This is a genomic window from Pseudomonas sp. P7759 (assembly GCF_013386445.1).
GTDB classification, from domain to species: Bacteria; Pseudomonadota; Gammaproteobacteria; order Pseudomonadales; family Pseudomonadaceae; genus Aquipseudomonas; species Aquipseudomonas azotoformans_A.
Map to the genome: position 1 here is coordinate 120,296 of NZ_JACART010000039.1, position 19,150 is coordinate 139,445.

Genomic DNA, 19,150 nt, shown 5'->3' on the forward strand with positions numbered 1-19,150 from the left:
ACCTGCAAAGCCCCGCGTTGATCCGACGCGGGGCTTTGCCCGTCGCCACGGCTTACGCTTACGAGGCCGTTACGCCATGACCGATAAAGAAGTAAAGGCGCCAAAGATCGAATTCCCGGTGGTGGACTATCCCATCAAGGTGATCAGCGATACCGGTGTCGGCCGTAAAGACCTGATCCTCGAGATCGTGCGCAAGCACGCAACGATCAACGACCAGCGCGTGGACGAGCGATCCAGCTCGACCGGAAAATACACCACGATCCAGTTGCACATCGTTGCGATTGATCAAGACCAGCTCTACAACATCAACAGCGAACTGCGGGCCACCGGCTTCGTGCACATGGTGTTGTGATGTCTCAAATCCTGGGCTTTCGCGAGCTCGGCCGGATGGACTATGAGCCCGTCTGGCACGCCATGCAGCGGTTCACCAATGAACGCGGCACGTCGGCCCCCGATGAAATCTGGCTGGTGGAACACCCGCCGGTCTTCACCCAGGGCCAGGCCGGCAAGGCTGAGCATCTGCTGCTGCCGGGGGATATTCCGGTGGTGCAGGTCGACCGAGGTGGCCAAGTGACTTACCATGGCCCTGGACAACTTGTCGCATACCTCTTGCTGGACGTGCGCAAGCTGGGGTTTGGCGTGCGTGACCTCGTCAGCCGCATGGAGGCTTGCCTGATCGAGCTGTTGGCCAGTTATGGCGTGACCGCCGCGGCCAAGCCCGATGCACCGGGTGTGTATGTCGACGGCGCGAAAATCGCCTCACTGGGGCTGCGGATTCGCCACGGCTGTTCCTTTCATGGCCTGGCCCTGAATGTGGACATGGACCTGGCCCCGTTCCGGCGGATCAACCCGTGTGGCTATGCCGGGTTGGCGATGACGCAACTGAGTGACCATGCTTCACCGATTAAATTTGCCGAGGTGAGTGCCCGGCTGCGTGCGCAGCTCGTCAAACACCTCGACTATGCTGAGCAGACGACCCTTACGGGCGGAATCGACTGATTATGACTACTGATGCAGTGCAAACCATGATCCCGACGGTGGACGTTACCGACCGTCCGGCCCCGGCCCCGCGTGCCAAGGTGGAAGCCGGCGTCAAGCTGCGCGGCGCCGAGAAGGTTGCACGCATCCCGGTGAAGATCATTCCGACCACCGAACTGCCGAAGAAACCCGACTGGATCCGCGTACGCATCCCGGTTTCGCCGGAAGTCGACCGTATCAAGGCGCTGCTGCGCAAACACAAACTGCACAGCGTGTGCGAAGAAGCGTCCTGCCCGAACCTGGGCGAGTGCTTCTCCGGCGGCACTGCGACCTTCATGATCATGGGTGACATCTGCACCCGTCGTTGCCCGTTCTGCGACGTCGGCCACGGCCGTCCGAAGCCACTGGACGTCAACGAGCCGGAAAGCCTGGCCATTGCCATCGCCGACCTGCGCCTCAAGTACGTGGTGATCACCTCGGTAGACCGCGACGACCTGCGTGACGGTGGTGCCCAGCACTTTGCCGACTGCATCCGCGAGATCCGCAAGCTGTCGCCGAACGTGATGCTTGAAACCCTGGTGCCGGACTACCGTGGTCGCATGGACGTGGCACTGGAAATCACCGCCGCCGAGCCGCCGGATGTGTTCAACCACAACCTGGAAACCGTGCCGCGCCTGTACAAGGCCGCGCGTCCGGGTTCGGACTACCAGTGGTCGCTGACCCTGCTGCAGAAATTCAAGCAGATGATGCCGCACATCCCGACCAAGTCCGGCTTGATGCTGGGCCTGGGCGAGACCGACGAGGAAGTGATCGAAGTCATGAAGCGCATGCGCGAACACGACATCGATATGCTGACCCTGGGCCAGTACCTGCAACCGTCCCGCAGCCACTTGCCGGTGCAGCGTTTCGTGCACCCGGACACCTTCGCCTGGTTCGCCGAGGAAGGTTACAAGATGGGCTTCAAGAACGTGGCGTCGGGCCCGCTGGTACGTTCCTCGTACCATGCGGACGAGCAGGCCAAGCTGGTCAAGGCGAGCCTGGTTTCGTAAACCGTACCGCAGCCCAGACATGGGTGGGGCTTGCTGTGGTGAGCGGGCTTGCCCCGCGCTGGGCTGCGAAGCAGCCCCATCAACTGATGAGATCCACGGATGACTCAACTGACCGCTGCAGTACCGGCCCTCCGCAGCGAAGGCACCATCGCCCTGATCGCCCCCGCCGGCCCCGCCACCCTGGACGTGGAAAAAGCCGGCCAATGGATGCGCGCTCGCGGTTACGACCTGCGAATCTTCCCCGGCGTCTATGAGCGCGACGGCTACCTTGCCGGCAGTGATAAAACCCGTCTCAACGACCTGCACAAAGCCTTTGCCAATCCTGAAATCGACGCCATTTTCTGCCTGCGTGGCGGTTACGGCACGCCACGCCTGCTCGATAGCCTGGACTTCGACCTGCTGCGCGCCAACCCCAAGCCCTTCGTAGGCTACAGCGACATCACCGCGTTGCACCTGGCCATCAGCCGTTACGCCGGTTTCGTGACCTTCCACGGTCCGATGCTCAACGCCGACCTGTTGGGTGACAAGCAACAACCGACCGAGTCTTCATTGTTCAGCATGCTACGCGGTCAACTAGGTAGCGGGAGCGTGCTCGCGCACCCGGCAGCCTATCCGCTGACCACCATTGAGCCTGGCATCGCCTGTGGGCGTCTGCTGGGTGGCAACCTGTCGATGATCGCGGCGGTCATGGGCACGCCCTTTGAGATCGACGCTGAAGGCATCATCCTGCTGATCGAAGACGTCAACGAGCCGATCTACCGCATCGACCGCCTGCTGACGCACCTGCGATTGGCCGGCAAGCTGGCACAAGTGGCCGGTGTGTTGGTGGGGGATGTCGCGGGCGTGGAGGGCGTTGCGCTGGAGCGGCTGCTCAAGCAGACCTTCGAACCGTTGCGCATTCCGGTGTTGTCCGGCTGGCGCAGTGGGCATTGCGATCCGAACCTGACGCTGCCGATGGGCGCGTTGGTGCGGTTGGATGCGGGGGAGCAGCGGTTGGTGTTGGAGCAGGATGTGGTCTTTAAATAGCTGTTGACTGTGATGCCGCTTTCGCGAGCAAGCCCGCTCCCACATTCAACCGAGTTCCAACTTTGGAATGCAGTCAGATGTGGGAGTGGGCTTGCTCGCGAAGACGGTAGTCGTCATACGCAAATCTAACGGTTCTGCAACGACTCCAGCAACTTCACCGTCGGATACCCATCCGCCGGCCAACCCAGCGCTTGCTGCGCCGCACGAATCGCCTTGCGCGTATTGGCGCCGATAATCCCGTCCGGGTTGCCCGCGTCGTAGCCATTGGCACTCAGGGCCGTCTGCAGGTCGATGCGCTGCGAGCGGCTCAATGGCAGCTCATCCTTTGGCCAGTCGCCGCGAATCACGCCACCACCACCGAAGCGTTCCGACAACAGGCCGACCGCCAAGGCGTAGGACGACGAGTTGTTGTACTTGAGGATCGCGCGGAAGTTATCCAGCACCAGGAACGCCGGGCCGCGATAACCTGCGGGCAGCAGCAGGGCAGCGGATAGTTGGTCGACGTTTGGCGGCATGCTTGCGCCAAATGGGAGCTGGACGCCAAGTTTCATCCACTCGGCAACCGTCTTGCGGATGCCACCATCGGCCAGGGCGTAATCGAAGTTCGCCGGCAGTTGTTTCACCTCGAAACCCCACGGCTGGCCTTTCTGCCAGCCGGAGCTCTGCAGGTAGTGCGCGGTGGAGGCGAGGGCGTCGGCCGGGCTGTTCCAGATATCGCGGCGACCGTCACCATCGAAGTCCACGGCGTGGGTGTTGTAGGTGGTCGGGATAAACTGGGTCTGGCCCATGGCGCCGGCCCAGGAGCCTTTCATCTGGTCGGCCTGGATGTCGCCGTGCTGGATGATCTGCAACGCGGCCAGCAATTGCGCCTGGGCGAATGCCGGGCGACGGCCTTCGTAAGCCAGGGTCGCGAGGGAGCGGATCACCGAGTTATTGCCCTGGAACTGGCCGAAGTTGCTCTCCATGCCCCAGACCGACACCAATGCCTGGCGGTCGACGCCATAACGCTGCTCGATGCTTTGCAGGATGTCGGCGTACTTGATCAATAGCGCCTGGCCATTGCGCACGCGCAGGGGCGAGAGGGCGCCGTCGAGGTATTCCCACACCGGGCGGGAAAACTCCGGCTGGCTGCGGTCGGCGCGGATGACCGCCATGTCCGGGGTGACGTTGGCGAACGCGTTGTCGAACACCGCAGCGGTGATGCCGGCCTGCAGGGCTTGCACACGGAAGCCCGCCTGCCATTCGGCGAAGGTCTGGGTCGGTTGGATATCCAGATTGTCCACAGCCAGCGGGGCCACGACAGCGGGCGCTACCACAGGGGAGGTCTGGAGCTTGGGCAGGGGTTGAGCGTCGGCGGCGGTGGGTTTTTCCGCGCAGGCGACGAGCAGAATGAGGCTGGAGGCAGCGATCAATTGGCGAAGGTGCCAACGACGGGAAAGACTAGAGGGCATGCACAGGTCCAGGGATTACAAATCAGGTGCAGACCTTATCATGCCAGAGGGGGGCTTGCCTTCAGGCAGCCAGAAAGTAAGAAGCCTCCCAGCTATTAGACTGGAAGGCTTCGCGGCGGTAGCTGCCTTTGCCCTTGCCGGCGCGTTCTTGACGGCTGCGGAACAGTGGCTGGGCGATGATGGATTTGGCCTTGTTGGGGCCATGCTTGGATGGCTTTTTGCTCATGGTCGTTACTCTCGATAGGTGGGATCAAGCGGTGCAAATCATCTGCCGATGTTGCGCTGCTGTAAAGCCCTTCGAGAGGTAGGACTATTCTGCTGGCAGTGTCAGGCGCTGGCCGGCCATCAACAGCGACAAACGGCTCAGGCTCATCCACGGCGAACCGGCCGCCTGGCCCTTGATCTGCGCGTCGATGCGCTGCGCTTCCAGCAAAAGTTGCGCCCAGCGTTGCGCCGAGTGCCGTTGCAGCGCTTTGCTCATCAGCGGTTTGCGCTTGTCCCAGACCGGCGGTCGGGCTTGGCTGAAGGCCTTGTCCAATGGCGTGCCCTGGCTGTATTGCAGGGCAATATTGGCCAACACGCGCAGCTCCCGGGCCAGGGCCCAGAGAATCACCGGTGGCTCGACGCCTTCGCCGCGCAGGCCTTCGAGCATGCGCAGGGCGTGGGCGGGTTCGCCATTGAGGATCGCGTCTACCAATCCGAACACATCAAAGCGCGCGCTATCGGCCACGGCGCCCTGGACGGTCTCGACGGTAATTTGCCCTTCTTCTGCCATCAGCTTGAGCTTTTCGATCTCCTGGGCGGCGGCCAGCAAGTTGCCTTCGACCCGGGCGGCGATCAGCTCCACCGCGTCCTGGGTCGCCGACAGCCCCGATTGGGACAAACGCTGGCGAATCCACTGCGGCAACTGGTTGCTGTCCACTGGCCAGATCTGGATGAACTGGGTTTGCGCCCCTTCCACCAACGCCTTGCCCCACTTGGTTTTCTGCGCGCTGCCGTCGAGCTTGGGCAGACTGATCAGCAGCACCGTGTCTTCAGCGGGGCGCGAGCAGTATTCCATCAGGGCGGCCGCACCCTTGTCCCCAGGCTTGCCCGAAGGCAGGCGCAGTTCCAATAGGCGCTTTTCGGCAAACAGCGACATGCTCGCGCCAGCTTGCAGCAGCGTGCCCCAGTCGAAACTGGCGTCGGCGCTGAACACCTGGCGTTCGTCGAAGCCTTGCTGGCGTGCAGCGGCGCGAATGGCGTCGGCAGCTTCCTGGCACAGCAGCGGGTCATCGCCGCTGACGATATAGACAGGCGCCAGGCCACCTTGCAGGTGTTTGGCGAGTTGGGCGGGAGCGAGTTTCATAGGCAGGGCGAACGGGGCGCTTGGGGCGCCCCGTCTGGCTTACTCGACAGGGACTTCAACAGGCGATTGTTTCGGCGTGTTGTCTTCGTACTCTTGGGCGGCTTTCAGCGCATCGGCGTCGGCCTTGGCCTTGTTGTCAGCTTGTTGCTGCAAGGTTTCCAGTTGTTGCGGCGTGATCATCGACAGGCGCAGCGCCATGCGTTGTACCAACTCGCGACGCATTTCCTTGCGCACCTGGTTGATTTCGGAGTCCGAACCTACCAGGTTGTTGCCGTCGTGGCTGACGATTTTCTGGATCTGAACGTCGTCATTCAACAACGGCAGGTGATCGCGGCCCTGGACTTCAAAGCTGAGCACGGTGCTCAGTTCGATATCGGATGCACGCCCGGCGCTGGCGTAGCTCAGGTTGCGCTGGGTTTGTTTTTCATTGGCCAGGAACAGCTTGTAGGTCGCGCCCGTGTAGACGTGAACACCGCTGTTTTCCAGGAGCTGACGCAGCTGGGTCAGCGTTTCGCTGTAGGCGTCGCGGGCACTGACGTCCAGTTCCTTGATCGCCATTTCGTTGGTGCCGGTGCCGCGCAGCTGGAAACCGCAAGCGCTCAACAGCACGGCTAGGCCCATTACCAGCAAATTGCGTTTGATCATTTTGTTGCTCCCCTTGAAACCATGTGGGCCTTATCGAGGCCCTGAAGGCTTTGTTCGGCGCAGGGTGCTAACCCTGCGCCCGATCCGATTAGCTAGCGACGATATTGACCAGTTTGCCAGGCACCACGATCACTTTGCGGATCGTCAGGCCTTCGGTAAAGCGCAGTACATTCTCGTTGACGCGGGCAGCCGCCTCGACGTCTTCGCGGCTGGCGGTGGCCGGCATGTCGATCTGGCCACGCAGTTTACCGTTGACCTGGATCACCAGTTGCAGCGTGTCCTGTACCAGGGCGCTGTCATCCTGCACCGGCCAGCGTGCGTCGATGACGGCGTCGCTGTGGCCCAGGCGGTTCCACAGGTCATGGCTGATGTGCGGCGTGATCGGTGCCAGCAGCAGGGTGACCGTTTCCAGGCCTTCCTGTACCAGTGCGCGATCCTGTTCGGTGGCTTGTGGCGCCTTTTCCAGCACGTTCATCAGCGTCATCACCTGGGCAATGGCGGTGTTGAACTTGTGATTCTGGCCCACGTCCTGGCTGGCTTGCTTGATGGCCAGGTGGGTGCTGCGGCGAATCAGCTTCTGCTCGTCGGTCAAGGCGGCCACGTCCAGTTTGCCCGGCAGGCCCTGGCTGATGTGGGCGTGCGCCAGGCGCCAGACGCGCTTGAGGAAACGGTGCGAGCCTTCGACGCCGGAGTCGGACCATTCGGCGCTCATGTCAGGCGGCGAGGCGAACATCATGAACAGGCGGCAAGTGTCGGCGCCGAACTGGTCGATCATCGACTGTGGGTCAACGCCGTTGTTCTTCGACTTGGCCATCTTCTCGGTGCCACCGATTTCCACCGGCAGGCCGTCGGCGATCAGCTTGGCGCTGATGACCTTGGCTTTGCTGTCGCGCTCAAGCTCCACGTCGGCCGGGTTGAACCAGGTGTAGGCACCGTTGGCTTCGCGGCGATAGTAAGTCTCGGCGACCACCATGCCTTGGGTCAGCAGGTTCTTGAACGGCTCATCGGAGCTCACCAGGCCTTCGTCACGCATCAGCTTGTGGAAGAAACGCGCGTACAGCAGGTGAAGAATGGCGTGTTCGATACCGCCGATGTATTGATCCACCGGCAACCAGTGGTCGGCTGCGGATTTTTCCACCAGGCCGCCCTCGTAGTGCGGCGAGGCGTAGCGGGCGTAGTACCAGGAGGACTCGACGAAGGTGTCCATGGTGTCGGTTTCACGCTTGGCAGGCTGGCCGCATTTCGGGCAGCTGCACTCGTAGAATTCAGGCATGCGCGCCAGTGGCGAACCGGCGCCGTCCGGCACCACGTCTTCCGGCAGGACGACCGGCAGTTGGTCTTCCGGTACTGGCACGTCGCCACAGCTTTCGCAGTGGATGATCGGGATCGGGCAGCCCCAGTAGCGCTGGCGGCTGATGCCCCAGTCGCGCAGGCGGAACTGGGTGCGCGAGGCGCCCAGGCTTTTCTTGATCAGTGCCACTTCGATCGCATCGAAAGCGCCCTGGAAGTCCAGGCCGTCGAACTCGCCGGAATTGATCAGGGTGCCGTGCTCGCCGTAGGCGTCTTGCCACGGGGCCGGGTTGGTATCGCCCGAGCTGGTGCGCACTACGGATCTGATCGGCAGGCTGTATTTGGTGGCGAATTCGAAATCGCGCTCGTCGTGAGCCGGCACAGCCATTACGGCGCCATCGCCGTAGTGCATCAGCACGTAGTTGGCGACCCACACCGGCAGCTTCTCGCCAGTCAGTGGATGTTCAACGAACAGGCCGGTTGGCAGGCCTTTTTTCTCCTGAGTGGCGACGTCCGCTTCAGCCACGCTGCCGCCTTTGCATTCGGCGATGAACGCCTGCAGCTCAGGGTTGTTCTGTGCGGCCTGGGTGGCCAGCGGGTGCTCGGCGGCCACGGCGACGTAGGTCGCGCCCATCAGGGTATCCGGACGGGTAGTGAAGACTTTGAGTGCGCCCGCTTCGCCGATCGAATCAACGTTGTACGGGAACTGCACTTCCATGCCTTTGGATTTGCCGATCCAGTTGCGCTGCATGGTCTTGACCTGTTCTGGCCAGCCCGGCAGGTCGTCGAGGCTCGACAAGAGCTCATCCGCGTAGGCGGTGATCTTGAAGTAGTACATCGGGATTTCGCGCTTTTCGATCAGTGCGCCGGAGCGCCAGCCGCGACCGTCGATCACTTGCTCGTTGGCCAGTACGGTCTGGTCCAGCGGGTCCCAGTTCACGGTGCCGCTCTTCTTGTAGATCACGCCTTTTTCGAACAGGCGCGTGAACAGCCATTGTTCCCAGCGGTAGTAGTCCGGCTTGCACGTGGTCACTTCGCGGGACCAGTCCACCGCCAGGCCCAGGCTGCGCAGCTGGGTCTTCATGTAGGCGATGTTTTCGTAGGTCCACTTGGCGGGAGCCACGTTGTTTTTCATCGCGGCGTTTTCCGCCGGCATGCCGAAGGCGTCCCAACCCATGGGTTGCAGGACGTTCTTGCCTTGCATGCGCTGGTAGCGGGAAATCACGTCGCCGATGGTGTAGTTACGCACGTGCCCCATGTGTAGCTTGCCGCTGGGGTAAGGGAACATCGATAGGCAATAGAAAGTCTCCTTGCCTGGCTGTTCACTGACTTCAAAGGACTTTTGCTCGTCCCAGAAGGTTTGGGCGGCATTTTCTATTTCACGGGGCTGATATTGTTCGTGCATGGCTACTTTTGAACTGAATAGGGGTGGCCTAATCCTCTTCGGTGCAGCGTTCAGGCTGATCGACACCAAGAAGCGGCGCGTCCGTGCCCAAACCCTGCGGGAAGTGGAGTTACAGGAAGCGCCGTAGCATACATGACCCCACTCTATCGAGGGAAACCCTGATTGCGCAGGCAGGGCCGTCTGTCGCGGCGCCAGGCGTGCCCGGCCACGAGGACTACGCTGTTTATTGGGGAGCAAGTCTTTCTTCAATGAGGTGAGGGGATGGTTGAATCGCAAAGAATCGTATCGAAACCGGATGTCTACGAAGGACTGATCGACCGCTTGGGTCGTGCATTGGATGCAGCGAGGACAGCGGGCCGATTGCGTGATGAACGGCCTGTGGAGTTGGAACTGCGCGGTCTGAGTCGCGCGGAGTTGGAACTGATCAAGGCGTATCTGGAAAGGAATGGGCGCAGTGCGCCTCCTTGGGTGGCAACCCCGCCAATCAAGGAGCCTACGCATTCAGCCAAAGTGGTGTGGCTCAAGGACTTGTCGGCCGGTCGTGGCCCGGAAAAGCTCCGGTCCGCCCGCTACAAGTAATTCATTGCCCCCCTGAACGGCTTCACCACGCCGTTTCACTGTAAGCATGTCACCGTAAAGATTGTCGCTAAACCCCGTTACACCTTAGGCTTCGGGCATCTATGGAGATGCCCGATGCCTATTCGTTACTTCATCAAACAACTGCTTCTGCCGCCCGGCATTCTCTTGCTGCTGCTGGCGCTTGCCTGGTGGTTTCGTCGCAGCCGCCCGCGTTTGGCGGCGTGCTGCTTTACCCTGGGTTTTGGGGGGATGTGGCTGATCAGCCTGCCGGTTATGGTGGAGTGGGGCGCTCGGGCCCTGGAGACCGAACCGCCATTGGCTCGGGAAGACTGGTCGACCTTGGCCCAGCGCGCGGATGCCATTGTGGTACTGGGCTCTGGCCGCGAGCGCGGTGACCCGGCCTGGGGCACCGACCAGCCCACCGGGATCGGCCTGGAACGCCAGCGTTACGCCGCTCGGTTGGCCAAAGCCTCCGGCCTGCCGGTGCTGACTACCGGCGGCTTGCATTACGGCACTCCGCCCAGCGAAGCGGCGTTGATGGCAGTGTCGATGCAGGATGACTTCGGCGTAGCGGTGCGTTGGAAGGAAGAACGCAGCCGTACCACTTGGGAAAATGCGCAGATGAGTGCCGAGATTCTTTTGCCGGAGGGCATTAAGCGCGTGGTGGTGGTGACCCAGGCCTGGCACATGCCGCGTTCGGTGTGGAGCTTTGAGAAGGCTGGCTTCACCGTGGTGCCGGCACCCGTGGGTTTCCTGGGCGTGGACAACGCCCGGCCGCTGGGTGGGTGGATGCCGGAGTTCAAGTCGATCTGGCAGAGCGGGCAGTTGATCAATGAAGCGATGGGGCAGGTGGGTTACCGGTTGTTCTACCGATAAACCCGTCGCGAAACCTACAGGGTCTTCGACATCCGGCCCGCGAGGAGCGCCCAGCCAAACAGGCCCAGGCACACAATAATCAACGGCCACGAACGCCATTGCAGGTACGGCGTGAGGTTGTGCATCGGCACCACTTCACCGTAGAGGATGCCGCGCTCGAACTGCGGGATCTGCGCCGTGATCTGCCCGAAGGGGTTGATCAAGCCGGTCACCCCATTGTTGGTGGCGCGGATCATCCAGCGACCGGCTTCAAGCGCACGCATCTGCGCCATTTGCAGGTGCTGCAGCGGGCCGATCGAGCGGCCGAACCAGGTGTCGTTGCTGATGGTCAGCAGCAAATCGCTCTGGGCCGCCAGGCCGGCAGCGAACTCCGGGTAGACCACTTCGTAGCAGATGAACGGCGCGATCTGATAACCCTTGGCCTGCAGCATCGCCTGGTCGGCAGGGCCGCGAGCGAAGTCCGACATTGGCAGATCAAAAAACGCAATCAGGCCGCGCAGCATGTCCTGCAGCGGCACATACTCGCCAAAGGGCACCAGCTTCTGCTTGAGGTAGGTGCCGTCGCCTTCGCCAACCACGGTGATGCCGTTGAAGTAGCGCTTCTGGTGATGCACTTCCTGGCGGATTGGCACGCCGGTGATCAGCGCGGTGTGCCGGTCGGCGGCGAATTTGCCCATCATGCCCAGGTAGCCTTCGACAGACTCCTTGAGCACCGGCACAGCGGTTTCCGGCCACACCAGCAAGTCGACGGGCTTGGAGCTGAAGCTCATGTCGCGGTACAACGCGAGCTGTGCGTTGAGCTGCTCCGGATCCCACTTCATGCTTTGCTCGACGTTGCCCTGGATGGCGGCCACGGTCAGTGGCGCACCGGAGGGGCTGGTCCAGGCGTGATGCTTGAGCGCCAGGCCGATGGCCCAGGGCGCGACCAGCAGCACCAGGCCTGCGCCGATAAAGGCGTTGCGCTTGCCGGCCAGCAGGCGCGGCAGGTTGCATAGCAGCGCCGCCGTGAGTGCCAAGGCAAAGGAAATCAGCCACATGCCACCCACGGGGGCCAAGCCCGTCAGCGGGCCGTCAAGCTGACTGTAACCGGAATACAGCCACGGGAACCCCGTCAGGAACCAGCCGCGAAACGCCTCCTGGCCCACCCACAACGCCGCAAACGTCAGCGCATCCGCCAACGGCGCCTCATTGCGCCGCAGCCAGCGCGCCCACAGCCAGGCGGGCAGGGCGAAGAACCAGGCGATGGCGGCGGTAAACAGCAGCATCAGGAAACCCGCCAGCAGCACCGAAGCGCCACCGAAGTGGTGGATGCTGTAGTAGATCCAACTGGTGCCGGCGCCGAACAGGCCGAAACCGAAACACCAGCCACGACCCAATGCCTGGCGCGGGCTCAGGTCCCGCAGCCCGACATAGAACAGGCCGACCGCGACCAGCGCAAACGGCCACAGGTCGAACGGCGCCAGCGCCAGGGTGGTGATGGCGCCGGCCACCACGGCCAGCAAATTACCGGGCCAGCCGGGGCGGGTTAGGCGCTGCATGTCATTCCTTAGCGGGCAATAGGTGTCAGGCGAATCAAGTGAATCCGGCGGCTGTCGGCATTCAGGATGCGGAAGCGATACGCGCCGATCTCGGTGGTCTCGTTACGTTTTGGCAGATGCCCGAACGCACTCATCACCAGCCCGCCCACGGTATCGAACTCGTCATCGGAGAATTCGCTGTCGAAGAACTCATTGAAGTTCTCGATCGGCGTCAGCGCCTTGATCAGGAAGTCACCGCTGGGCAGCGGCTTGATGTAGCTGTCTTCTTCGACGTCGTGTTCGTCTTCGATGTCGCCGACGATCTGTTCCAGCACGTCTTCAATCGTCACCAGGCCGGCCACGCCGCCGTATTCGTCGATCACGATGGCCATGTGATTGTGGTTGGCGCGGAATTCACGCAGCAACACGTTCAGGCGCTTGGACTCGGGCACGAAGGTGGCCGGACGCAGCAGGTCCTTGATGTTGAAGCTGTCGCCGTTCTCCTTGAGGATCAGCGGCAGCAGGTCCTTGGCCAACAGGACGCCCATGACGTCGTCATGGCTTTCACCGATCACCGGGTAGCGCGAGTGCGCCGAGTCGATCACGGCCGGGAGGAATTCCCGTGGGGTCTGGGTCGCCTTGATGCTGATCATCTGCGAGCGCGGGACCATGATGTCGCGTACTTGCAGGTCAGCCACCTGGATGGCGCCTTCGACGATGGCCAGCGCTTCGCTGTCCAGCAACTTGTTCTGATGGGCCTCGCGCAGCAGCTCAAGCAGCTCCTGGCGGTTTTTCGGCTCGTGGGCAAAAGCCTGGGTCAGTTTACCCAGCCATGACTTCTGCCCGTTGCTCGATCGGTCTTCGCTCATAGCGATTACTCTGAATCCTTTATTGTTACAGTTGAGTGTTTTTAAGCTTCGTCGTCGGCATACGGGTCCGGATGACCCAATTCTGCTAGCAACGTTTGTTCCAGTGTTTCCATTTCCTCGGCTTCGTCATCGTCTATATGGTCGTAACCCAAGAGATGCAAGCAGCCGTGGATGACTAGATGGGCCCAATGGGCCTCAAGTTCCTTGCCTTGTTCCTTCGCCTCGCGCTCCACCACGGCGACACAGATGACCAGATCGCCCAGCAGCGGGATATCCAGCAGCTCATCCGGTACGTCGGCGGGAAAGGACAGCACGTTGGTCGCGTAGTCCTTCTGGCGCCAGGTGTGATTCAGTTCACGGCCCTCGGGCTCGTCCACCAGACGAATGGTCAGCTCCGAGTCGGCGGTGCGCTGGCGCAGGGCCAGGGCGCACCATTGGCGGAATTGGGCTTCGCTGGGGGCGGGCGCGTCGGTGGCCAGCTGCAGGTCAAGCTCAAGCATCGCGGCGAACGTCCTTGGACAGCCCGTCATCGCGGTGTTCGAAGCGCTCGTAGGCCTCGACAATGCGCTGTACCAGCGGGTGGCGCACCACGTCCTTGGGCGAGAAGTGCGTGAAACTGATGCCCGGCACGTCCTTGAGCACTTCAATCACATGGCTCAAGCCCGACTTGGTGCCCTTGGGCAGGTCAACCTGGGTAATGTCGCCGGTGATAATGGCGGTGGAGCCAAACCCGATGCGGGTCAGGAACATCTTCATCTGCTCGACCGTCGTGTTCTGGCTTTCGTCGAGGATGATGAAACTGTTGCTCAAGGTGCGGCCGCGCATGTAGGCCAGCGGGGCGATCTCGATCACCTGGCGCTCGATCAATTTGGCCACGTATTCAAAGCCAAGCATCTCGTACAGCGCGTCGTAGAGCGGGCGCAGGTACGGGTCGATCTTCTGGGCCAGGTCGCCAGGCAGGAAACCGAGTTTTTCGCCGGCCTCGACCGCTGGGCGCACCAGCAGGATGCGGCGTACTTGCTCACGTTCCAACGCGTCGACCGCGCAGGCCACGGCCAGGTAGGTCTTGCCGGTACCGGCGGGGCCGATGCCGAAATTGATGTCGTTACCGAGGATTGCCTTGACGTACTTCTGCTGATTCAAGCCCTTTGGGCGAATCATGCCTTTTTTGGTACGCAGGGCCACGCTGGCTTCAGCGACTGGGTTGTTGGCCAAGTCTTCCACAGCCGATTCCTGCAAATACAGGTGCACGATTTCTGGCGACAGCTCGCTACCCTTGGTTTCGCGGTAGAGACGGCGCAGCAGGTTTTCTGCAGATTTGGTGTGCAGGGCCTCACCAATGAGCTCGAACTGATTGCCGCGGTTGCGGATCTCGATGCCCAGGCGTTGTTCGATCAGGCGCAGGTGCTCGTCGAACTGTCCGCACAGGTTGGCGAAACGGAGAGCCTCAAAGGGCTCGAGAATAAAACGATGGGGTTCTGCTATGGGTGCGTTCAAGGTCGCTTTTAGCCGCCCTTTGGCTGTTGAGGTGAAATAGAGAATAACGCCAGCCGGCTGTGTGCGAAAGCACTTAAACGGCACATGTTGGCTGGCGATAATTCAAAGAGTGATTACGGGATCAACGACCCGCGCAGCGAATGCGGCTGCGCCGCGTCGATGTGCACATCGGCAAACTGGCCGATCAGGGTCGGATTATCGCAACGGAAGTTTACGATTCGGTTGTTCTCGGTACGGCCTTGCAGTTCGCCCGGGTCTTTTTTCGAGTAGTCGGTGACCAGGATGCGCTGGGTGGAGCCGACCATTTGTCGGCTGATCTCGAAACCCTGCTGGTTCAAGCGGTGTTGCAGCGCGTTGAGGCGCTCTTTTTTCAGCGCTTCCGGGGTTTCATCCGCCAAGTCGGCCGCCGGAGTGCCGGGGCGCTGGCTGTAGACGAACGAGTAGGAGAAGTCGAAGCCGACGTCTTCGATCAGCTTCATGGTCTGCTGGAAGTCTTTTTCAGTCTCGCCGGGGAAACCGACGATAAAGTCCGAGCTGATGCAGATACCCGGCACCGCCGCGCGCAATTTGCGCAGTTTGGATTTGTATTCCAGGGCTGTGTGGTTGCGCTTCATCGCCGCGAGGATGCGGTCCGAGCCCGATTGCACCGGCAAATGCAGGTGCTTGACCAGTTCCGGCACTTCGGCGTGGGCCTGGATCAGGCTGTCGGAGAACTCCAGTGGGTGCGAGGTGGTGTAGCGGATGCGCTCGATACCGTCCACGGCGGCGACCACGCGGATCAACTCCGCCAGGTCAGCGAGGCGGCCATCATGGGTCTGGCCGCGATAGCCGTTGACGTTCTGGCCCAGCAGCGTCACTTCGCGCACGCCGTTTTCGGCGAGGTGGATGATTTCCGACAGCACGTCGTCAAATGGCCGGCTGACTTCTTCGCCACGGGTGTAGGGCACCACGCAGAAGGTGCAGTACTTGCTGCAACCTTCCATCACCGACACGTAGGCGCTCGGCCCGTCGATGCGCGGCTCGGGCAAATGGTCGAACTTTTCTATTTCAGGGAATGACACGTCGACCTGGGGCAGCTTGGTAAAGCGCGCAGCGTCGATCATTTCCGGCAGGCGGTGCAGGGTCTGCGGGCCGAACACCACGTCGACATAGGGCGCGCGGTCGCGGATCGCGGCGCCTTCCTGGCTGGCCACGCAACCGCCAACGGCGATCACCATGTCCGGGTTGGCCAGTTTCAGTTCGCGCCAGCGGCCCAGCTGGGAGTACACACGGTCCTGGGCCCGCTCGCGGATCGAGCAGGTATTGAGCAGGATCACGTCGGCATCTTCGGCGCGGGCGGTGACTTCCAGGGCCTGGTGTTCACCCAGCAGATCGACCATGCGCGAGCTGTCGTACTCGTTCATCTGGCAACCGTGGGTTTCGATGTAAAGCTTCTTGGCCATGGGAATCGTCAACTGGTGGTAAAGAACCGCGCATTATAGGGGGCATGCCCATTGGTTCCTAGCGTTGTGCATCGGGTGCCATGCTATAGTTCGCGCCCTCTTTTATATCCCCGATGTGTTATTCGCCCACCATGACCAAACGTGAAGCTCCAATCTACAAGGTGATTTTCCTCAACCAGGGCCAGGTGTTCGAAATGTACGCCAAGCAGATCTATCAGAGTGATCTGTGGGGTTTCCTGGAGGTGGAAGAGTTCGTCTTTGGCGAGCGCACCCAGTTGGTCGTCGACCCGGGCGAAGAGAAACTCAAGGCTCAGTTCGAGGGCGTGGTGCGCAGTTTTGTGCCGATGCATTCGATTGTGCGCATCGATGAGGTCGAGCGTTTGGGCACGCCGAAGATCAGCGAAGCGCGTGGCACCAGCAATGTGATGCCATTTCCGATGCCGATGCCGGAGAAGTAAAGGCGCTGTCAGGGCAGGGGTGAGAAGGGCGAACGCCCGTCGGCACTCTGCAACTCCTGCAGATAATTGCGGAAAATTTGCCCCAGCACCTGGGTCGCCACTTCCAACTCATCGCGCTGCATGTGCTCGGCGACTTCGTCGGCGGTGTCCAACGCGTCTTCGGCGCCGTTGACCGCGGCCATTTTCAGCACAATGTACGCCTGGACGTTGTTGGCCGGCACGCCTTCGCCTTTGAAGAACATGTTGCCCAGTTCGAATTGTGCCTGGGCGTGGCCCTGCAGCGAGGCTTTCTCGAAGTAGCTCAAGGCCTTGTTGAGGTCACGGGCGGGGTTTTTGCTGTCGTGGAAGTACTCGCCCAACTCGTATTGCGCCTGCGCATCCCCGCCATCGGCCTGTTTCTGGCACGCGCTCAGGGCTTCGGCCTGGCTGTCTGGCTGGGTATTGAGGGTGCAACGACCCATCGCTGGGATTAACAACGAGTTGCCGCCTGCTTGTGCATGTGCCAGCAGCGGCTGAAGGAGCAACAGGCAGCCCAGAACCAGGGTGCGGCCGGTGCGTTTCATGGGAATCGACTTACCTCTGACGGGGCGCGCGGACCCTCGGGGGATCCAATAAGCGCGCATTATGAAATAAGCAGGCCTCTGCTTACAAAGTCTTTACTCGTTTTTCTGCTGCTTGGGCAAGTTATCTGCCGGATTGCAGGTGATTTCTCTAAAAAACGCGGAAATCTCTGTAAGCAAAGTAGCAAATCAGACACCGTTTGCGCGGTGCCTGATTTTTGCGGCCAATTATTTCAGTGCAGCAAAGGCGCGTTCAGCGGCATCAAGGGTCAGTTTCAGCTCGGTGTCGCCATGGGCAATCGAGGTGAAGCCGGCTTCGAAAGCGCTTGGCGCCAGGTACACACCGCCTTCCAGCATCAAGTGGAAGAAACGCTTGAACAGATCGGCGTCACTGCCCATCACGTCATCAAAAGTGACGATATCGTCGGCGCCGCTGAAATACAGGCCGAACATCCCGCCCGCCTGGGTGGTGACAAACGGGATACCGGCGGCATCGGCACGCTGTTGCAGGCCGTCGAGCAGGCGCGTGGTGTAGTCGGTCAGCTCGGCGTGGAAGCCCGGGCGGCTGATCAGGCGCAGGGTGGTCAGGCCGGCGGCCATGGCCAACGGGTTACCCGACAAGGTGCCCGCCTGGTACACCGGGCCCAGTGGCGCGATGTGCTGCATGATTTCGCGCTTGCCGCCGAAGCAGCCCACCGGCATGCCACCGCCGATGATCTTGCCGAAGGTGCTCAGGTCGGGCGTGACGCCGTAGTGAGCCTGGGCGCCACCCAGCGCAACGCGGAAACCGGTCATCACTTCGTCGAAAATCAACACCACGCCGTGCTTGTCGCATTGCTCGCGCAGGCCTTCGAGGAAGCCTGGCGCCGGGGGCACGCAGTTCATGTTGCCGGCCACCGGCTCGACGATGATGCACGCCACGTCCTGGCCCACTTCATTGAGCATCTGCTCGACGGCGGCGATGTCGTTGAACGGCAGGGTCAGAGTGTGTTTGGCGAACGCCGCCGGCACACCGGCAGAGCTTGGCACGCCTTGGGTCAGCAGGCCGGAACCGGCTTTCACCAGCAGGCTGTCGGAGTGGCCGTGGTAGCAGCCTTCGAACTTGATGATGCTGTCGCGGCCGGTGAAACCACGGGCCAGGCGGATCGCGCTCATGGTGGCTTCGGTGCCGGAGCTGACCATGCGCACCATTTCCATCGACGGCACGATCGAGCAGACCAGATCGGCCATCTCGGTTTCCATGGCGGTCGGCGCGCCGTAGGACAAGCCGTGTTCCAGTTGCTTGCGCACTGCGTCCAGCACGTCCGGATGGCTGTGGCCGAGGATCATCGGGCCCCAGGAGCCGACGTAATCCACATAGCGCTTGTCATCTTCGTCAGTGACGTAGGCGCCTTCGGCATGCTTGAAGAACAGCGGCGTGCCGCCCACGCTCTTGAACGCACGCACGGGGGAGTTCACACCGCCGGGGATGTGTTTCTGGGCATTGGCAAACAGCGTTTCGGAACGGGACATGATCGGGCTCTCTTGAATCAAATCTGAAAAAGGGCGTTGAACGCACGGGCGCGGCGCGTGATTTCCTGGGTGCTGTCGGCGCCAAACAGGCCATGCACCACCGCCAACAGGTCGGCGCCGTGGGCCACCAAGGGCTCGGCGTTCTCCAGGGTGATGCCGCCAATCACGCAGATCGGCAACTGCAAACGCGCACGGGCCTGGGCCAGCATCTCTGTAGTAGCGGCCGGTGCGCCGGGCTTGGTGTTGGAATTGAAGAAGCGGCCGAAGGCGACATAGCTGGCGCCTTCCTTGGCGGCTTGCTCGGCCAGTTCAATCTGGCTGTGGCAGGTGGAACCGATGATGGCTTTGGAGCCAAGCAGGGCGCGAGCCGGGGTCAGTGGGCCGTCGGTCTGGCCCAGGTGCACACCGACGCCGAGGCGCGCAGCCAGTTCGGCGTCGTCGTTGATGATCAAATGGGTCTTGTAGCGCGAGCACAGCTCCCGCAGTTTTTCTGCTTCACGCAGGCGCCGGGCTTCGTCGCTGCTTTTGTCGCGGTATTGCAGCAGGGTCACGCCACCGTCCAACGCGGCTTCGACGTAGGCGAGGAATTTACCGGCCAACAGTTGGCTGTCGGTAATGGCGTAAAGGCCACGTAATTTCATCGGGCAG

20 protein-coding genes are annotated in these 19,150 nt (G+C 61.6%); 7 read left to right on the top strand and 13 right to left on the bottom strand.

The genetic code is table 11. The features are described 5' to 3' along the window. Positions 1 to 76 precede the first annotated feature (76 nt). From HX823_RS24545 to HX823_RS24560, 4 genes are all read left to right on the top strand, one after another. Positions 77 to 352: a DUF493 domain-containing protein gene (locus HX823_RS24545; protein WP_010206784.1), complete on the top strand. Its 276-nt coding sequence runs from the start codon at positions 77 to 79 to the stop codon at positions 350 to 352. Then, the gene (gene lipB, locus HX823_RS24550) at positions 352 to 999 is read left to right on the top strand and encodes a lipoyl(octanoyl) transferase LipB (protein ID WP_033896440.1); all 648 of its coding nucleotides are present in this window, start codon (positions 352 to 354) and stop codon (positions 997 to 999) included. The genes HX823_RS24545 and lipB overlap by 1 nt, the downstream gene beginning before the upstream one ends. Before the next feature lie 26 nt (positions 1,000 to 1,025). Continuing rightward, positions 1,026 to 2,027, top strand: a complete 1,002-nt coding sequence (gene lipA / locus HX823_RS24555; protein WP_017735632.1) for a lipoyl synthase — start codon at positions 1,026 to 1,028, stop codon at positions 2,025 to 2,027. A 108-nt stretch (positions 2,028 to 2,135) separates the two neighbouring features. Beyond that, positions 2,136 to 3,053 (top strand): LD-carboxypeptidase, encoded by a 918-nt coding sequence (locus HX823_RS24560; RefSeq protein WP_177077142.1) that lies wholly within the window; start codon positions 2,136 to 2,138, stop codon positions 3,051 to 3,053. 125 nt (positions 3,054 to 3,178) lie between these two features. Here the strand turns inward: HX823_RS24560 and HX823_RS24565 are convergent, their stop codons facing one another. From HX823_RS24565 to leuS, 5 genes are all read right to left on the bottom strand, one after another. Next, positions 3,179 to 4,504, bottom strand: coding sequence for a lytic murein transglycosylase (locus HX823_RS24565; protein WP_177077112.1), 1,326 nt, complete (start codon positions 4,502 to 4,504; stop codon positions 3,179 to 3,181). A 61-nt stretch (positions 4,505 to 4,565) separates the two neighbouring features. After that, positions 4,566 to 4,730 carry an alternative ribosome rescue factor ArfA gene (gene arfA / locus HX823_RS24570; RefSeq protein WP_003176285.1) on the bottom strand — a complete coding sequence of 55 codons (165 nt, stop codon included), beginning with the start codon at positions 4,728 to 4,730 and terminating at the stop codon, positions 4,566 to 4,568. A gap of 84 nt (positions 4,731 to 4,814) precedes the next feature. Then, complete coding sequence (holA, locus tag HX823_RS24575; RefSeq protein ID WP_177077114.1) at positions 4,815 to 5,852, bottom strand: DNA polymerase III subunit delta; 1,038 nt, start codon at positions 5,850 to 5,852, stop codon at positions 4,815 to 4,817. Between the two features lie 39 nt (positions 5,853 to 5,891). Next, positions 5,892 to 6,497, bottom strand: a complete 606-nt coding sequence (gene lptE, locus HX823_RS24580) for an LPS assembly lipoprotein LptE (protein ID WP_038847509.1) — start codon at positions 6,495 to 6,497, stop codon at positions 5,892 to 5,894. A gap of 88 nt (positions 6,498 to 6,585) precedes the next feature. Further along, a complete protein-coding gene (gene leuS / locus HX823_RS24585) occupies positions 6,586 to 9,192 on the bottom strand; it encodes a leucine--tRNA ligase (protein ID WP_177077116.1) in 2,607 nt (868 codons plus the stop codon). A 261-nt stretch (positions 9,193 to 9,453) separates the two neighbouring features. Here leuS and HX823_RS24590 point away from each other — a divergent pair, with 261 nt between their 5' ends. After that, positions 9,454 to 9,771, top strand: a complete 318-nt coding sequence (locus HX823_RS24590) for a hypothetical protein (protein ID WP_038847513.1) — start codon at positions 9,454 to 9,456, stop codon at positions 9,769 to 9,771. A 114-nt stretch (positions 9,772 to 9,885) separates the two neighbouring features. After that, positions 9,886 to 10,647, top strand: a complete 762-nt coding sequence (locus HX823_RS24595) for a YdcF family protein (protein WP_177077118.1) — start codon at positions 9,886 to 9,888, stop codon at positions 10,645 to 10,647. Positions 10,648 to 10,661: 14 nt separating this feature from the next. On the opposite strand, the gene lnt is transcribed toward HX823_RS24595, so the two are convergent. The 5 genes from lnt to miaB all read right to left on the bottom strand — a co-directional run bounded on the left by lnt (position 10,662) and on the right by miaB (position 15,972). After that, the gene (gene lnt / locus HX823_RS24600; RefSeq protein WP_177077120.1) at positions 10,662 to 12,185 is read right to left on the bottom strand and encodes an apolipoprotein N-acyltransferase; all 1,524 of its coding nucleotides are present in this window, start codon (positions 12,183 to 12,185) and stop codon (positions 10,662 to 10,664) included. A gap of 8 nt (positions 12,186 to 12,193) precedes the next feature. Further along, complete coding sequence (locus tag HX823_RS24605) at positions 12,194 to 13,033, bottom strand: HlyC/CorC family transporter (RefSeq protein WP_010206772.1); 840 nt, start codon at positions 13,031 to 13,033, stop codon at positions 12,194 to 12,196. Between the two features lie 41 nt (positions 13,034 to 13,074). Beyond that, positions 13,075 to 13,533: an rRNA maturation RNase YbeY gene (gene ybeY, locus HX823_RS24610; RefSeq protein ID WP_177077122.1), complete on the bottom strand. Its 459-nt coding sequence runs from the start codon at positions 13,531 to 13,533 to the stop codon at positions 13,075 to 13,077. Then, the gene (locus HX823_RS24615; RefSeq protein ID WP_016978598.1) at positions 13,526 to 14,530 is read right to left on the bottom strand and encodes a PhoH family protein; all 1,005 of its coding nucleotides are present in this window, start codon (positions 14,528 to 14,530) and stop codon (positions 13,526 to 13,528) included. Before HX823_RS24615 ends, ybeY begins: the two co-directional genes overlap by 8 nt. A gap of 113 nt (positions 14,531 to 14,643) precedes the next feature. After that, positions 14,644 to 15,972, bottom strand: coding sequence for a tRNA (N6-isopentenyl adenosine(37)-C2)-methylthiotransferase MiaB (gene miaB / locus HX823_RS24620; protein WP_038847522.1), 1,329 nt, complete (start codon positions 15,970 to 15,972; stop codon positions 14,644 to 14,646). Positions 15,973 to 16,103: 131 nt separating this feature from the next. On the opposite strand from miaB, the gene HX823_RS24625 reads away from it, so the two are divergent. Then, positions 16,104 to 16,430, top strand: coding sequence for a DUF1820 family protein (locus HX823_RS24625; protein ID WP_003194436.1), 327 nt, complete (start codon positions 16,104 to 16,106; stop codon positions 16,428 to 16,430). 8 nt (positions 16,431 to 16,438) lie between these two features. Here HX823_RS24625 and HX823_RS24630 read toward each other — a convergent pair whose 3' ends face one another. The 3 genes from HX823_RS24630 to thiE form a co-directional block, all read right to left on the bottom strand. Further along, positions 16,439 to 16,993 (bottom strand): tetratricopeptide repeat protein, encoded by a 555-nt coding sequence (locus tag HX823_RS24630; RefSeq protein WP_010206766.1) that lies wholly within the window; start codon positions 16,991 to 16,993, stop codon positions 16,439 to 16,441. Between the two features lie 225 nt (positions 16,994 to 17,218). Continuing rightward, positions 17,219 to 18,502 (bottom strand): glutamate-1-semialdehyde 2,1-aminomutase, encoded by a 1,284-nt coding sequence (gene hemL, locus HX823_RS24635; protein WP_177077124.1) that lies wholly within the window; start codon positions 18,500 to 18,502, stop codon positions 17,219 to 17,221. A gap of 17 nt (positions 18,503 to 18,519) precedes the next feature. Continuing rightward, complete coding sequence (gene thiE / locus HX823_RS24640) at positions 18,520 to 19,143, bottom strand: thiamine phosphate synthase (protein ID WP_177077126.1); 624 nt, start codon at positions 19,141 to 19,143, stop codon at positions 18,520 to 18,522. Positions 19,144 to 19,150 lie beyond the last annotated feature (7 nt).